This is a genomic window from Mesorhizobium sp. B2-2-3 (genome assembly GCF_006442405.1).
In the GTDB taxonomy this organism is placed as follows: domain Bacteria; phylum Pseudomonadota; class Alphaproteobacteria; order Rhizobiales; family Rhizobiaceae; genus Mesorhizobium.
In genome coordinates this window covers 175,379-190,787 of the sequence record NZ_VFWC01000001.1, presented here as the reverse complement: position 1 = coordinate 190,787, position 15,409 = coordinate 175,379, and the positions used below count along the sequence as shown (strand labels likewise).

At 64.7% G+C, this 15,409-nt stretch carries 15 protein-coding genes; 8 read left to right on the top strand and 7 right to left on the bottom strand.

Annotated elements, in window-relative coordinates; all coding sequences use genetic code 11:
• Positions 1-11: 11 nt before the first annotated feature.
• Both FJ951_RS00855 and ilvD read right to left on the bottom strand, forming a co-directional pair.
• Positions 12-1,283, bottom strand: a complete 1,272-nt coding sequence (locus FJ951_RS00855) for an amidohydrolase family protein (RefSeq protein ID WP_140512996.1) — start codon at positions 1,281-1,283, stop codon at positions 12-14.
• Between the two features lie 272 nt (positions 1,284-1,555).
• The gene (gene ilvD, locus FJ951_RS00845; RefSeq protein ID WP_140512994.1) at positions 1,556-3,400 is read right to left on the bottom strand and encodes a dihydroxy-acid dehydratase; all 1,845 of its coding nucleotides are present in this window, start codon (positions 3,398-3,400) and stop codon (positions 1,556-1,558) included.
• Between the two features lie 269 nt (positions 3,401-3,669).
• Here ilvD and FJ951_RS00840 point away from each other — a divergent pair, with 269 nt between their 5' ends.
• Positions 3,670-4,137 carry a VOC family protein gene (locus FJ951_RS00840; RefSeq protein WP_140497085.1) on the top strand — a complete coding sequence of 156 codons (468 nt, stop codon included), beginning with the start codon at positions 3,670-3,672 and terminating at the stop codon, positions 4,135-4,137.
• Positions 4,138-4,307: 170 nt separating this feature from the next.
• On the opposite strand, the gene FJ951_RS00835 is transcribed toward FJ951_RS00840, so the two are convergent.
• Positions 4,308-5,900 carry a peptide chain release factor 3 gene (locus FJ951_RS00835; RefSeq protein WP_140497087.1) on the bottom strand — a complete coding sequence of 531 codons (1,593 nt, stop codon included), beginning with the start codon at positions 5,898-5,900 and terminating at the stop codon, positions 4,308-4,310.
• Positions 5,901-6,040: 140 nt separating this feature from the next.
• Here FJ951_RS00835 and FJ951_RS00830 point away from each other — a divergent pair, with 140 nt between their 5' ends.
• Positions 6,041-7,108: an FAD-binding oxidoreductase gene (locus FJ951_RS00830; protein WP_140512992.1), complete on the top strand. Its 1,068-nt coding sequence runs from the start codon at positions 6,041-6,043 to the stop codon at positions 7,106-7,108.
• A 43-nt stretch (positions 7,109-7,151) separates the two neighbouring features.
• Here the strand turns inward: FJ951_RS00830 and FJ951_RS00825 are convergent, their stop codons facing one another.
• Both FJ951_RS00825 and FJ951_RS00820 read right to left on the bottom strand, forming a co-directional pair.
• A complete protein-coding gene (locus FJ951_RS00825; protein ID WP_140512990.1) occupies positions 7,152-7,946 on the bottom strand; it encodes a class II glutamine amidotransferase in 795 nt (264 codons plus the stop codon).
• Between the two features lie 14 nt (positions 7,947-7,960).
• Complete coding sequence (locus FJ951_RS00820) at positions 7,961-8,209, bottom strand: DUF6356 family protein (RefSeq protein ID WP_140512988.1); 249 nt, start codon at positions 8,207-8,209, stop codon at positions 7,961-7,963.
• A gap of 116 nt (positions 8,210-8,325) precedes the next feature.
• On the opposite strand from FJ951_RS00820, the gene FJ951_RS00815 reads away from it, so the two are divergent.
• The 5 genes from FJ951_RS00815 to FJ951_RS00795 all read left to right on the top strand — a co-directional run bounded on the left by FJ951_RS00815 (position 8,326) and on the right by FJ951_RS00795 (position 12,004).
• On the top strand, positions 8,326-8,796 hold the full coding sequence (locus FJ951_RS00815) for an Lrp/AsnC family transcriptional regulator (RefSeq protein WP_140497095.1): 471 nt from the start codon (positions 8,326-8,328) through the stop codon (positions 8,794-8,796).
• Positions 8,797-8,893: 97 nt separating this feature from the next.
• Positions 8,894-9,379: a dUTP diphosphatase gene (dut, locus tag FJ951_RS00810; protein WP_140512986.1), complete on the top strand. Its 486-nt coding sequence runs from the start codon at positions 8,894-8,896 to the stop codon at positions 9,377-9,379.
• Positions 9,379-10,038, top strand: a complete 660-nt coding sequence (locus FJ951_RS00805; RefSeq protein ID WP_181167621.1) for an HAD family phosphatase — start codon at positions 9,379-9,381, stop codon at positions 10,036-10,038. The genes dut and FJ951_RS00805 overlap by 1 nt, the downstream gene beginning before the upstream one ends.
• Before the next feature lie 153 nt (positions 10,039-10,191).
• Positions 10,192-10,992 carry an oxaloacetate decarboxylase gene (locus tag FJ951_RS00800; RefSeq protein ID WP_140512984.1) on the top strand — a complete coding sequence of 267 codons (801 nt, stop codon included), beginning with the start codon at positions 10,192-10,194 and terminating at the stop codon, positions 10,990-10,992.
• Positions 10,993-11,005: 13 nt separating this feature from the next.
• Complete coding sequence (locus tag FJ951_RS00795) at positions 11,006-12,004, top strand: proline racemase family protein (RefSeq protein WP_140512982.1); 999 nt, start codon at positions 11,006-11,008, stop codon at positions 12,002-12,004.
• An 11-nt stretch (positions 12,005-12,015) separates the two neighbouring features.
• Here the strand turns inward: FJ951_RS00795 and FJ951_RS00790 are convergent, their stop codons facing one another.
• Both FJ951_RS00790 and FJ951_RS00785 read right to left on the bottom strand, forming a co-directional pair.
• Complete coding sequence (locus tag FJ951_RS00790; protein ID WP_140512980.1) at positions 12,016-12,729, bottom strand: sulfate transporter family protein; 714 nt, start codon at positions 12,727-12,729, stop codon at positions 12,016-12,018.
• A gap of 418 nt (positions 12,730-13,147) precedes the next feature.
• Positions 13,148-14,050 carry an EamA family transporter gene (locus FJ951_RS00785; RefSeq protein ID WP_140512978.1) on the bottom strand — a complete coding sequence of 301 codons (903 nt, stop codon included), beginning with the start codon at positions 14,048-14,050 and terminating at the stop codon, positions 13,148-13,150.
• A gap of 199 nt (positions 14,051-14,249) precedes the next feature.
• Between FJ951_RS00785 and FJ951_RS00780 the strand changes: the two genes are divergently transcribed.
• Positions 14,250-15,242, top strand: a complete 993-nt coding sequence (locus FJ951_RS00780; protein WP_140512976.1) for an adenosine kinase — start codon at positions 14,250-14,252, stop codon at positions 15,240-15,242.
• The last annotated feature ends 167 nt before the right edge of the window (positions 15,243-15,409 follow it).

The window sequence follows — 15,409 nt, the reverse complement described above, 5'->3', positions numbered from 1 at the left end:
ATCGGCTGGGTCTAGGACGATACGTGCCGCCGGTTCACCAATGCCGGCCTGCCGGGGATGGCAAGCCTGGTGTCCTGCCTGGTTCGTTCCGCCACCACTTTGCCCCTGGCGATGACGCAAATGCGTTCGGGGCGCAGGCGAATGGCCTCGACCGGATTGCCGGCGTCGAGGACGACCAGGCTGGCGCGCTTGCCGACGGCGAGGCCTAGATGATCGAGCCCCATGATGGCGGCATTGACGTTAGTGACCATGTCGAAACAGCGCGCCATGTCGGCCGGGCTCGACATCTGGGCGACGTGAAGCCCCATGAAGGCGACGTCGAGCATGTCGGCGGTGCCCAGCGAATACCAGGGATCGAGCACGCAATCCTGGCCCCACCCGACGCGGATGCCCAGCGCCAGCATCTCCTTGACCCGGGTCATGCCGCGGCGCTTGGGAAACGCGTCGTGGCGCCCCTGCAGCATGATGTTGATCAAAGGATTGGGTATGGCGGAGACGCCTGCCTCGGCAATCAGCGGCAGGAGTTTCGAGACGTAGTAATTGTCCATCGAATGCATCGAGGTGAGATGCGAGCCGGCCACCTTGCCCTGAAGGCCGAGGCGCTGCGTCTCATAGGCCAGTTGCTCGATGTGGCGCGACAGCGGGTCGTCGGTCTCGTCGCAATGCAGGTCGACCATCAGGCCGCGTTTTGCCGCGATCTCGCAAAGCTCGGTCACCGAACGCGTGCCGTCGGCCATGGTGCGCTCGAAATGCGGAATACCGCCGACGACATCGACGCCCAGATCCAGCGCGCGGATGGTGTTTTCCCGTGCCCCGGGCGAGCGGTAGAGCCCATCCTGCGGAAAGGCGACCAATTGCAGGTCGATATAGGGCGCCACCGTCTTCTTGACGTCGAGCAGGGCTTCGACCGCCAGCAGCCTGTCGTCACAGACATCGACATGGGTGCGGATGGCGAGCAATCCCATCGACACCGCCCAGTCGCAATAGGCGAGCGCGCGATCGCGCACCGCCTCATGCGTCAGGAGCGGCTTCAGTTCGCCCCACAGAGCAATGCCTTCGAGCAGCGTGCCCGAGGCGTTTATCCGCGGAATGCCGTAGGAGAGCGTCGCATCCATATGGAAGTGCGGGTCGACGAACGGCGCAGAGACCAGATTGCCCCGCGCGTCGATCGTCGTGCCGGCGTTGCCATCGAGCTTCGGCTCGATCGTCTCGCCGACGATGCCGATGTCGGCAACCCTGCCGTCAGGCAATGTGCCGCCGCGAACGATAAGGTCGAAATCCATCTGTGTCGTCCCCGAAGAATCAGCACCTGTCGGCTGCCGCCGTGATCGCGGCGGGCGAAAAATCTTGCCACGTGGCGCCGCCTCTCATCCGCCTGCCGGCACCTTCTCCCCGTATAGAGACGGGGAGAAGGGAGATGCTGCGACCTCGCCGCCATTTTTGCAACGTCTACAATTGGCGAAATCTTTGGTTATAGCCCTTTCTCCCCGTCACTTACGGGGAGAAATGTCCGGCAGGACAATGAGGGGCAGCACGAACCTGGCCGATTCGAGCCCTACTCCGGAACGTGCCTCACCGCACCCTTGTCGGCGCTGGTGGCGAAGGCGGCGTAGGCGCGCAACGCGGTCGTCACCTTGCGCTTGCGTTTTTCTTCGGGCTTCCAGGCCAGGGCGCCCTTGGCCGCCATCGCCGCCCGGCGGCTGGCGAGCTCCTCATCGCTCACGGCGAGGCGGATCGAGCGGTTGGGGATGTCGATCTCAATCGTGTCGCCTTCCCGCACCAGCCCGATCGTGCCGCCTTCCGCGGCTTCCGGCGAGACATGGCCGATCGAGAGCCCCGACGTGCCGCCGGAGAAGCGCCCGTCGGTGATCAGCGCGCAAGCCTTGCCCAAGCCCTTCGATTTCAAATAGCTGGTCGGATAGAGCATTTCCTGCATGCCGGGGCCACCGCGCGGTCCTTCATAGCGAATGACGACGACATCGCCCGCCTTGATCTCGTTCGACAGGATCGCCTTGACCGAGGCGTCCTGGCTTTCGAACACCCGCGCCGGGCCGGTGAACTTCAGGATCGACTCGTCGACGCCGGCCGTCTTCACGATGCAGCCGTCGAGCGCCAGGTTGCCCTTGAGCACGGCAAGGCCGCCGTCTTTGGAAAAAGGTGTCTTCGCCGAGCGGATAACGCCCGTCTCGCGGTCCAGATCGAGCTCGTCCCAGCGGCGGTCCTGACTGAAGGCGACCTGCGTCGGCACGCCGCCGGGCGCGGCGAGGAAGAAATCTCGCACGTTCTGGCTTGAGGTGCGCGAAATATCCCAATGATCGAGCGCCTCGCCGAGGCTTGATGTGTGCACGGTCGGCAGGTCGCGGTTGATCAGTCCGGCTTGGTCGAGCTGGCCGAGGATCGCCATGATGCCGCCGGCGCGGTGGACGTCCTCCATGTGCACGTCGGACTTGGCCGGCGCCACCTTGCACAGCACGGGCACCCGCCGCGAAAGCCGGTCGATGTCCTCCATGGTGAAGCCGACCTCACCCTCATGCGCCGCGGCCAGGATGTGCAGCACGGTGTTGGTCGAGCCACCCATCGCGATGTCGAGCGTCATGGCGTTCTCGAACGCGCCCTTTGAAGCGATGCTGCGCGGCAGCGCCGTCTCGTCGTCCTGCTCGTAATAGCGTTGGGCGAGATCGACGATCAAGTGTCCGGCCTCGACGAACAGCCGCTTGCGGTCGGCGTGCGTCGCCAGTGTCGAACCGTTGCCCGGCAGCGACAGGCCGAGCGCTTCGGTCAGGCAGTTCATCGAATTGGCGGTGAACATGCCCGAGCAGGAACCGCAGGTCGGGCAGGCGGAGCGCTCGATGACCTTGACGTCCTCGTCGGAAATCTTGTCGTCGGCGGCGGCGACCATGGCGTCGACCAGGTCGAGCGCCTGCGCCTTTCCGGCGAGCACCACCTTGCCCGCTTCCATCGGCCCGCCGGAGACGAAGACGGTCGGGATGTTGAGGCGCAGCGAGGCCATCAGCATGCCGGGCGTGATCTTGTCGCAATTGGAGATACAGACCATGGCGTCGGCGCAGTGGGCGTTGACCATGTACTCGACGGAATCGGCGATCAGCTCGCGCGACGGCAGCGAATAGAGCATGCCGTCATGGCCCATCGCGATGCCGTCATCGACGGCGATGGTGTTGAATTCCTTGGCGACGCCGCCGGCCTTCTCGATCTCGCGCGCGACCAGCTGGCCGAGATCCTTCAGGTGGACGTGGCCCGGCACGAACTGGGTAAAGGAGTTGACCACGGCGATGATCGGCTTGCCGAAATCGCTGTCCTTCATGCCGGTGGCGCGCCAGAGGCCGCGGGCGCCGGCCATGTTGCGGCCATGGGTGGTGGTGCGGGAGCGATAGGCAGGCATGAACTTTCCTTAGCTGGCTGGCTGCGCCCGATGCGGAGCGTCGCGGCCCTGAATATGGATCGCAGGCGTTATAGACCGGCAATTATTGTCTGGCCACATTTTTGCAATGCGCCAGATTCTCCAGAAAAATTCAGAGTTTGCGAAAAAGATCGCCTCCCGTGTCGGATCGCCTGCCGGACGCCCGTCCTTAGATCAACGGCAAGGGAGTGGGACCATTTTCTCAGACAGCCGTTCCATTGTAGCAGCAAGAAGCAACCGAGGAGCACGACATGCAAAAGATCACCACCTGCCTGTGGTTCGATGGACAGGCCGAAGAGGCGATGAACCACTATGTCTCCATCTTCAAGAATTCGAAGGTGCTGAGCGTCATGCGTTGGCCCAAGGGCCACGCCGATGAAGGCAAAGTGCTGCTGACCACGTTCGAGCTCGACGGCGTGCCGTTCCAGGCACTCAACGGCGGACCGCAATTCAAGTTCAACGAGGCGATGTCGCAGTCGATCGACTGCAAGACGCAGGAAGAAGTCGACTATTTCTGGGAGAGGCTCACCGAGGGCGGCGAGCCAGGCCCGTGCAGCTGGCTAAAGGACAAGTTCGGCGTCTCCTGGCAAGTCGTGCCGGAACAGCTGCCGCGCCTGCTCCAGGATCCGGACCGGGAAAAGGCCGGCCGGGTGATGAGTGCGATGATGAAGATGGGCAAGATCGACATCGCCAAGATCGAAGAGGCGGCGAAGGGGTGAGAAGTGGTCCGCGTAAGCGGACGGAAAGCCAATTGATTGGCTTTTCCGAGCTTCGAACGCCCTGAGCCTGCGAAGGGCAGGGCTGTCCATTGATTTTTGAGGCCGGCGCTGCCCCTCATCCGCCCTTCGGGCACCTTCTCCCGTGAACGGGGAGAAGGGAAGACCGCCCCTCAAGCCGCCTTGTCGCGGACCTGATAGTCCTTGATCGTGGCGAAGCGGATCGCTTTCCAGCGCTCGGCTTCGTAGTTCAGCGAGAAGGCGTGCTGGGCGAGGAACACCGGGTCGTTGTCGAGGTCGCGAGCGATGTCGCCGCGATGGGCTTCGATGAAGCGCTGCACTTCCGTCTTGTCGTCGGCCGATATCCAGCGGCAGACCGAAAAACGCGACATCTCGAATTCGACCGGCAGTGTGTATTCGAAGTTCAGCCGCTCCTTCAGCACGTCGAGCTGCAGCGCACCGACGACGCCGACGATGGCCGGCGAGCCGTCTTCCGGCGAAAACAGCTGCACGACGCCCTCCTCCGCCATCTGGTGCAGCGCCTCCTTCAGCTTCTTGGCCTTCATCGCATCACCGAGCCGCACACGACGCAGGATTTCCGGGGCGAAGTTCGGCACGCCGCGGAAGAGGATTTCCTCACCCTCGGTCAGCGTGTCGCCGATGCGCAGCGTGCCGTGGTTGGGGATGCCGACGACGTCGCCGGCAAAGGCCTCGTCGGCGGTGACGCGGGTGCGGGCGAAGAAGAATTGCGGCGCCGACAGGCTCATCGGCTTGCCGGTGCGCACCAGCTTGGCCTTCATGCCGCGCTCGAGCTTGCCCGAGCAGACGCGCACGAAGGCGATGCGGTCGCGGTGGTTGGGATCCATGTTGGCCTGGATCTTGAAAACGAAGGAGGTCATCTTGTCCTCGGTCGCCTCCACCATCCGGGTGTCGGCATCCTGCGCGCGCGGCGGCGGCCCGAAAGCGCCGAGCGCCTCGATCAGGTCGCGCACGCCGTAATTGCGCAGCGCCGAGCCGAAATAGACCGGCGTCAGATGGCCCTCGCGAAAGGCGTCGATGTCGAGCGGACGGCAGGCTTCGCGCGCGAGTTCCAGCTCCTCGATGAAGGCCTCGCGCTCGTTTTCCGGCAACAGGCCGGCGACGCGGTTGGAATCGGGACCGTTGACCGGCGTGCGTTCCTTCTCGTCATCGCCCTTGCGCACGGCGTTCAGCGCCAGGTGGTAAGTGCCCGAAAACGTCCTGCCGCGGCCGATCGGCCAGGTGATGGGCGCGGTATCGAGCGCCAGCTTCTGCTCGATTTCGTCCAGTATCTCGAAGGGATCGCGGCTCTCGCGGTCCATCTTGTTGACGAAGGTGATGATCGGGATGTCGCGCAGCCGACAGACCTCGAACAGCTTCAGCGTGCGCGGCTCGATGCCCTTGGCGGCGTCGATGACCATGACCGCCGAGTCGACCGCCGACAGCGTGCGGTAGGTGTCGTCGGCGAAATCCTCGTGGCCGGGCGTGTCGAGCAGATTGAAGACGTTGTCCTCATACTCGAACGTCATCACCGAGGTGACGACCGAAATGCCGCGTTCGCGCTCGATCTTCATCCAGTCCGACCGGGTCTGGATGCGGTCCTTCTTGGCCTTGACCTCACCGGCAAGCTGGATGGCGCCACCGAACAGCAGCAGCTTTTCGGTGAGCGTCGTCTTGCCGGCGTCCGGGTGGGCGATGATCGCGAAAGTACGGCGGCGCGATACCGCCTGTTCGATGTCTTCAGCCAATTTATGAAATCCTGTCTGTGGCGCGGGCTTCTAGCAGCGCTTTCCCGGCCTGTCGAACAGATTTGCCCGGATCGGTCCGCCGGCTCTTGAGATAGGGAAGACGCGATGGCATCAGAAGACCTGTTCGATGGAGATCCTGCATGAGCAAGAAAGTGATCGTCATCGGCGCCGGCATCATCGGCGCCTCGATCGCCTGGCACCTGGCCAAGGCGGGCGCGCAGGTGACGGTCATTGCCGACAGCGCTGCCGGCGGCGTGGCGACGCCGAACTCGTTTGCCTGGATAAATGCCAGCTGGGGCAATCCGGAACCGTATTTCCGGCTGCGCATCCGCTCCATGGCGGAATGGTCGCGGCTGGCGCAGGACCTGCCCGGCCTTCCGCTCGCCTGGTGCGGCGGGCTGTGCTGGGACTTGCCGGCGGACAAATTGGAGGCCTATGCGGCGGAGCATTCGTCCTGGGGTTATGGCATCAGGCGGGTCGACCGCGCCGGCGCGGTCGGCATCGAGCCCAATCTCGCCGGGCTTCCCGACTTTGCCTTACATGTCGCCGAGGAGGGTGTCGCCGAGCCGGTCGCAGCGACGAACGCGCTGCTGGCCGACGCCGAACGGCGCGGTGCGCGCTTCGTCTCCAGCACGGTTACGGCGTTGGTCCAAACCGGCGGCAGGACGACGGGCGTGGACACGTCGCATGGGCTGTTTGCAGCCGACGAGGTGGTGATCGCGGCCGGCGTCGGCTCGCCGGAGATTGCCGCGACGGCCGGCATAAGGCTACCGATCGAAATGCCGCCCGGCCTGATCGTCCATTCGCGACCTTACAGAAAATTGCTCAACGGTCTGGTGCTGGCCGAGCGGCTGCACATGCGCCAGACGGCGCAAGGCCGCATCATCGCCGGGTCTGATTTTGGCGGTGCCGACCCGGGGATGGATGCGGCGGCGACGGCGCGCGAGCTGTTTGCGGCGCTGCAGGCCATGCTGCGCGGCGGTGACGGCCTGGAGCTCGATTTCCATACGCTCGGTTACCGGCCGACGCCGATCGACGGCTTCCCGATCATCGGCCGCGCCGAGGGCATGGATGGCCTCTATATCGCGGTCACGCATTCCGGCATCACGCTGGCGCCGGCGGTCGGCTTGTTCGCCGCGCGCGAAATCCTCGACGGCGAGCGTGATCCATTGCTGGCGCCCTATGGGTCGGATCGATTCGCTCAATAGCTTGGTGGACGGCTCTCTACGGCAATTTTGCGCCGCGAGGAGGCTACCCGGCCAACGCCAGCTTCGCGGGGGCCGGCGCAAACGGCTGAATATTCATGCCATCCCTGGTCATGGTGATGAAGCTCGATGGCGAGATCGCCTGCCAGTCGCCGCCTTCACGGTCGAAGGGTTCGGAGACGATGCAGCGGCCGCCGCCCTTGGAGGCGGTATAGAGGGTGGGCGCGTGGTCGTCCGTGGCGTAGCGGACCGCGTGGAGCGCCTGCCCGTCGGAAAGGGCGGCCGTCAGCTTCAGCGCCGGCTCGAGGCCGGCACGCCGCGAAGCCTCCAGCACGCGGCTGGTGGCACGGGCGACGGCGCCTTGCGGATCGGCGGCCAACCCTTCGTCGATCATCAGGAGAAAAAACAGCTCGGAATCGGTGGTGCCCTCGCGCTGGTCGAAGACGGCGTCGGACAGCGAATTTTCCAGCGCGCGGCGGATCTTCTCGAAGCCGCCGATCTGGCCGTTGTGCATGAACGACCAAGGGCCCGAGATGAAGGGATGGCAATTCATGCGGCTGGTGGCGCCGCCGGTCGAGGCGCGCACATGGGCGAGAAACAATCCGGATTTGATCTGTCGGCACAAGCTCTTCAGATTGGGATCGGACCAGGCCGGCAGGATGTCGCAGTAGAGGCCGGGCTCGGGCCGGTCGCCATACCAGGCAAGGCCGAAACCATCGCCATTGGTCGGCGACTTGGCTTCCTCGGCGCAATGGCTCTGGGCGATCAGCGAGTGGCAGGGCGCCGTGAGGATGTCTTCGAGGAAGACCGCTTCACCGAGATAGGCCGCCCACCGGCACATCGCTTCGTCCGTTCCTAGGCGCGGTCCGGAAGGGCCTTGGGCTCCTTGACCGCGTGCGAACCTCTGTTGTGCGTCCGCTCGTAAAGTTCGCGGACGATTCGGCTGGCGGTAGTCTCGAACAGAAATGGCAAGAAAGCGTGAACGAGGGCGGCCCCGGCGGCCGTCAGCAGGCGCGAGGAAAACCAGGCGGCAAAGGCCATGTGACCGAAATAGGTTTCGCCGACCTTGGCCGGATGGGAGGTGAAAATCCGTGCGACCGACATGTTGCTTCCCCTTCAGCGCTTCAGGTTCTCGATAGGGGGTATCCTGGCACGGTTCGTCGGTTCATCGGTCTCAAAATGTCCTTGTATTTTGCTTGTTCGTGGGACAAACATCCCACATGGCCATCGAAATCGACGAAATCGATCGGAAATTGCTCGCCGAATTGCAACGCGACGGCACGTTGTCTGTTGATCAGCTGTCGGAGCGGGTGGCCTTGTCGCGCAACGCCTGCTGGCGACGCGTCAAGCGGCTGGAGGAGGATGGCGTCATCACCGGCCGGGTGGCGTTGGTCGATGCCGAGAAGCTCGGGCTCGGCCTCTCCGTGTTCATCCTGGTCCGGACCTCAAATCATGATCCCGAGTGGTTGCAGAAATTCCGGGCGGCGGTGACCGGATTTTCCGAGATCACCGGAGTCTACCGGATGTCCGGCGACCTCGACTATGTCCTGCGCGCCCGCGTCGCCGACGTGAAGGCCTATGACCGGCTCTACCAGCGGCTGATCGCCAAGGTGGCGCTGTCGGACGTTTCGGCGTCCTTCGTGATGGAGGAGATCAAGGAGACCACAGTGGTGCCGATGGAAGTGCGCTAAGGATTGGCTCCGGCCATAGTGATGCCCGAAAGAAAGCCGTTGATAGGGTCGAGGGCGAATTGACCGAATCGGCAATCGCGCCGATAGGATCGATTTTATGCGCGCAGCCATCCAAAATTCCTCCGTCATCGGTCCGACCGTCGGCTTCGTAAGGTTGCCGCATGGGGAAGGACTCCCCCTCCCTGCCTATGAAAGCCCCGGCGCCGCCGGCATGGACCTGCGCGCGGCGGTGCCCGACGATCGGCCGCTGCTGATCCTGCCGGGAAAACGTGCGCTGGTGCCGACCGGACTGATCCTGGAAATCCCCGAAGGCATGGAAGGCCAGGTGCGGCCGCGCTCCGGCCTTGCCTTCAAACACGGGCTGACCGTCCTCAACACGCCGGGCACGATCGACAGCGACTATCGCGGCGAGGTGAAGGTGCTGCTGGTCAATCTCGGCGACGAGGATTTTGCGGTGACGCGCGGCATGCGCATTGCCCAGATCGTGTTCGCCGCGGTGACGCAGGCGGGCGTCGAAGAGCGCGACCTGGCCGGCGGCACGGCGCGCGGTTCGGGCGGGTTCGGCTCGACCGGCACGGCCTGATGAACATACCGAAACTTGTCATCTTCGACTGCGACGGGATTCTGGTCGATACCGAGAACCTGGCCAACCGGCGTCTCGCCGAATGGCTGAGCGAAGCCGGGTATCCCACCAGCTTTGAATATTGCCGCAAGAACTTCTCCGGCCGCAGCATGGTCTCAGTGCAGAAGCAGATCGAAGAAGAGACCAGCGTCAGGCTCGGCGCAGACTTCGTCGAGCGCTGGAATGCAGGGCTGCCGGACCTGTTCGCCCATGGGGTCGAGGCGATTCCCTATGTCCGGGAGTTCGTCGAGGCTGTCCGCGCGGCCGGCATCGCCTATTGCGTCGCCACCTCGGCCAGGGTGTCGAAAATGCACATCACGCTTGGCCAGACCGGCCTGCTGCCGCTGTTCGAACATGCGATGTTTTCCTCGACGATGGTCGCGCGCGGCAAGCCGTTTCCGGACCTCTTCCTGCATGCGGCCAAGACGATGGGCTTTGCGCCTGCCGACTGCATCGTCATCGAGGACAGCGTCGCCGGCACGCAGGCCGGCATCGCCGCCGGCATGCGGGTATTTTCCTATCATGGCGATCCCTACAGCGACCGTGACGGCTTGATGCGAGCCGGCGGCATCCTGTTCGACGACATGCGCACACTGGCCGGACTGGTGCCGATCCACTGATCGGCGCCGGGTTTGACGGGGTTGCAGGGACGCGCCGGACGAATTGTCAGCAGAGAACGCGAAACGCTTCTGAGCCAACCGCATTCGTTTGCCCGGGCAAGGCGGGCAAGCTAAAATCCGCGCCATCGCACTCAACACGATGGGGGAACTTCCATGAACAAGGGCAAGATCTTTCGCGACCTGCATGCCTCGACCTTCGTCATGCCCAACCCTTGGGACGTCGGCACGACGAAGCTGCTTGGATCCTTCGGTTTCAAGGCGCTGGCGACGACCAGCGCCGGTTTCGCCTTCTCGCGCGGCCTGCCGGACGGCGCGGTGACCTTCGACCAGATGATCCATCATTGCCGCGAGGTGACGGCGGCAACCGAGCTGCCGGTTTCGGCCGACCTCGAACGCGGCAAGGGCGACAGCGCCGAGCAGGCCGCCGAAACCATCTTCGCGGCTGAAGCCGCCGGCCTTGCCGGCTGCTCGATCGAGGACCACACCGGCGACCCGAACAAGCCGATCTATGATTTTTCGCACGCGGTGGAGCGCGTCGCGGCGGCGGCGGAAGCGGCCCGCGCGCTGAAACGCGATTTCGTCTTCACCGCGCGGGCGGAGAACTTCCTCTGGGGCAAGTCCGACCTCGACGACACGATCAAGCGGCTGCAGGCATTCGAGAAGGCGGGCGCCGACGTGCTCTACGCGCCGGGCATCGGCGACGTCGAGATGGTGCGCACGGTCTGCTCGGCGGTGAGCAAGCCGGTCAACGTCATGGCAAGGCCCGACTTCACCATTGCCGATCTGACCAAGGCCGGGGCAAAGCGCGTTTCGCTTGGGCCATGGCTCACCAACTTCGCCTATGGCATGCTGGAAACGGCGGCGCGCGAGATCCAGCAGGACGGCACGTTCGGCTTCGCCCGCGCCGCCATGCCCTTCGGCAAGTTGCAGGCGCTGTTTGGCAAATCGGGATAAGCGGGCCGGACACATGACGCTGACCGTCGTCGACATGCACACCGGCGGCGAGCCGCTGAGGATCGTCACCGGGGGTTATCCCGATATCCCGAAGGGCACGATCCTGGAAAAGCGCGCCCATGTGCGCGACCATCTCGATCATCTCCGGAAAATCCTGATGTTCGAGCCACGCGGACATTACGACATGTACGGCGCGCTGCTGGTCGAGCCCGATTTGCCGGGCGCCGACCTTGCCGTGCTGTTCATGCACAATGAGGGCTATTCGACCATGTGCGGCCACGCCATCGTCGCGCTCGGCCGCTATGCCGTAGACGAAGGGCTGGTGGCCAAGCGGGAACCGGTGACGATGGTCAACATCGAGGCGCCCTGCGGCATGGTGATTGCCTCGGTCGAGGTGCGCGACGGCAAGGCAGGTGCTGTGTCGTTCGAAAGCGTGCCGGCTTTCTTGTTCGCACGCGACCGCAGGATCGAGTTGCCCGGCTACGGCGCGATCGGCTTCGACATCGCCTATGGCGGCGCCTTCTACGCGCTGGCCGACTGCCACCAGTTCGGATTGGAATTCGGCCGCGATCGGGTGCGCGATTTCGTCGATGCGGCGACGGCGCTGACCGAAAGGCTGAAGCAGGAATTCCCCCTGTCACACCCCGACCATGTCGACCTCGCCTTTCTCTACGGCACCATTTTGACGGACGGGCGGGACACGTTTTCGGGTGAGCCGACGAAAAACGTCTGCGTCTTCGCCGAGGCGCAGGTCGACCGGTCGCCGACCGGTTCCGGCGTGACCGCCCGGCTGGCGGCGATGCACGCCAAGGGTGAGATCGCAACAGGCCAGACACGCACTTTCGAGAGCATCGCCGGCTCGCGCTTTTCCGGCGCGGTGGCGCGGATGGCGAAAGCCGGACCGCATGAAGCGATCATCGCCCGCGTCGGCGGCCGCGCCTACTATTGCGGCCGGGCGGAATTCATCGTCGAGCCCGACGACGAACTGGGGCGCGGCTTTCTGCTGCGGTAGGGACTGGCGCATCAACGGAACGGCTTGCTCCCCCGATCGGGCCGGGCCGAGATCGCCTTGTGCAGATGCACCATCATGGCTGCGGCGAAGAGCGGCGTCACTAGGTTGAGCACCGGCACGGCAAGGAAGGCCGCTATGACCAGGCCGGCGAGAAAGACCGTCCCGGCATGGTGTCGGCGCAAGGCCCTGGCCTCTTCTTCCGGACGGAAGCGCATGGCGGCGAATTCGAAGAACTCGCGCCCGAGCAGGTAGCCATTGACGATGAAAAAGGCGGCGATGTTGATGCCTGGCACCAGCAGGAGCAGCAGGGCAACGATGTTGCCCAAAACGACGACGCCGAAGAACTTTATCGCCAACACCAGCGAGCGCAGGGCCGGCATGGCGCGGCCGGGCGGATCGCCGGGATAATCGGTACGCTCCACCACTTCGGCGACATCGTCGAGGAACAGCCCGGCGACGACAGCCGTGACCGGCGCGACGAGCAGCGCCATGCCGAAGGCAAGCGCGATGGCCGCGATGATGCCGCCCAGCCAACCGGCCCAGGACGGCAGGCCGGGAAAGAGCGTGTGCAGCCATGGCAGCGCCAGCCACTCGACGAGGCTGGTCAGCCCGAACCACAGGCCGACCAGAGCAAGCACAGTCAGGCCTAACGTCTTGAGGAAGACGGCGCGCAATTCGGGCGAGAACAACTGGCCGGCGGCGGCGCGGGCGGCGCTGGAGATCACGATGCTTCCTCGCTTCGACGGATTGCCCCTGGGAGGATAGGCAGCAGGTTCGCCGGTCACAAGCTCTATTGCCTGCCGTGGGTCAAGGCGGTCGTTTCAGGTTTCGAACTCTCCGCATCACCCCTCTTGCGAGCGCCGGCGCCGCCCCTCACTGTCCTGCCGGACATCTCTCCCCGTAGAACGGGGAGAGAGGAGCTGGCGCCAACCCCGGTGCCTCCATCGCAACGTGGTGATTGGCGAGATCAGTGATGACAGCGCCCTTCTCCCCGTCACTTACGGGGAGTTGGAGGAGCGGTCCGCGAAGCGGACGAAAAGCCAACTGCTTGGCTTTTCGAGTGACGAACGCCGGCAGGCGGATGAGGGGCGGCGCTACCTCGACAATCGGAGCCATTTGGTCTGAGGCGATTGCCCTGTCTGCCTATTGTGCGAGCGCCGGCTTGCGGGTGGGAATGGTCATGGCCGCGACGCCGGCGACGACGAAGGCCATGCCGAGCCAGGCCGTCGAACCCAGGCTTTCGCCAAGGAAAACGGCGCCGATGCCGACGCCGATCGGCACGCGCAGATAGGCCTGCGAGGTCGTGCCGACCGAGCCCAGCGTGTGGATCAGGCGGAAATAGATGACGAAGGCCAGCGCGGTCGAAAACACCGACAGGCCGAGCAAGGCCAGGATCGACGCCGTCGACGGCGCCAAGGTCCAGGGCTGGTCGACGGCGAGGCTGAGCGGCACCAGGATGACGGCGCCGCAGAGCATCGAGCCGGCGGCGGGCAGCATCGGGTCGAGGCCCTTGAAGCCTCGGCCGAAGATCGCCGCCCCCGCATAGCAGACCGTTGCAAGGACGATGGCAAGCTGCGCCCAAAGTTCATGGCCGAGACCGCCCAGCGCCTGTGTGCCCACGATGAGGCAGATGCCGGCAATGCCGGCGCCGACGCCGATCAGTTTGCGCAGCGTCACCGGTTCATGGCGGGTGATGAGCGCGGTCAACAGGAAGGTGAAGATAGGCGACGTCGCGTTGAGGATGGTGGCGAGGCCGGCATCCACCGAGCGCTCGGCGGCGGCGATCAGGGTGAACGGGATGACGCTGTTGAGGCACGCCTGGAAGGCGAAACGACGCCAGCTCGCTGCATCGCCCGGCATGGCGAGCCCGCGCCAGCGGATGATGGCCAGCAGGATCGCGCCCGCGATCAAGGTGCGGGCGGCGATGAACGTCACCGGCGGGATCGTCTCGACGCCGATCTTGATGAAGGTGTAGGAGGCGCCCCAAAGCACCGCCAGGAGGGCGAGCAGCGCCAGATCGGTGTTCATGTCGTTTCTTTCAGGCATGGGCTTGCCGCCTTCGGGCCGGGATCGAACGGCCCTTTTTAGGCAAAGCCGCGGTGAAATGCTTCGGCCACGACCGAATTGTCGTAGCTCCTGGGCGTCACGCGATATGAACATGGCCTAGGCAAACCGGTTGCAAATCGCTAGACCCGCGCCCGGCCGGCATGGCAAGAAGCCGGCGCGGATTTTGGCGGAGACATTGATGCCGGACTATGACGTGCTTTGCATCGGCAATGCGATTGTCGACATCATCGCCCAGTGCGAAGAGGAATTCCTGGAGACCAATGGCATCATCAAGGGCGCGATGAACCTCATCGACACGCACCGCGCCGAGCTACTCTACAGCCGCATGGGCCCGGCGATCGAGGCGTCCGGTGGCAGCGCGGGCAACACGGCGGCCGGCGTTGCCTCCTTCGGCGGCCGCGCCGCCTTCTTCGGCAAGGTTTCCAACGATGCTTTGGGCGAAATCTATGCCCACGACATCCACGCCCAGGGCGTCGCCTTCGACACCAAGCCGCTTCAGGGCGAGCCGCCGACGGCGCGCTCGATGATTTTCGTCACCCCCGACGGCGAGCGCTCTATGAACACCTATCTCGGCGCCTGCGTCGAGCTCGGGCCGGAGGATGTCGAGGCCGACAAGGCGTCGGGCGCCAAGATTACCTATTTCGAGGGCTATCTGTGGGATCCGCCGCGCGCCAAGGAGGCGATCCGGCAGACGGCCAAGCTGGCGCACGCGGCGGGCCGCGAAGTGTCGATGACCTTGTCGGATTCGTTCTGCGTCGACCGCTACCGCGACGAGTTCCTCGAGCTGATGCGCTCGGGCACCGTGGACATCGTCTTCGCCAACAGCCACGAGATCAAGTCGCTCTACCAGACCTCGTCCTTCGACGAGGCGCTGGCCCAGATCCGCAAGGACTGCAAGGTCGCCGCCGTGACGCGTTCGGAAAAAGGCTCCGTCATCGCGCGCGGCGACGAGACCGTCGTCATCCAGGCGACCGCCATCAAGGAGCTGGTCGACACGACGGGCGCCGGCGACCTCTATGCCGCAGGTTTCCTGCATGGCTATACCCAGGGCCGCGACCTCAAGACCTGCGGCGATCTCGGCTCACTGGCGGCCGGCCTGGTGATCCAGCAGATCGGGCCGAGGCCAAGGCAGAATCTGCGTCGCGAGGCCGAGCTGGCGGGGCTGCTGTAGGGGGGCGGTGAAGCTGCCGATCTCCCCCCTCGTGGGGGAGATGGCCGGCAGGCCAGAGGGGGGGGGCGCTGTCCCGCTGGCATATCCAGGGTTCTACACTGCCGCCAAGCCCGAAATGAACGGCATGAGCGTACTGTCATGTCGGGGCGCCAGTTCGAAGAGTATGG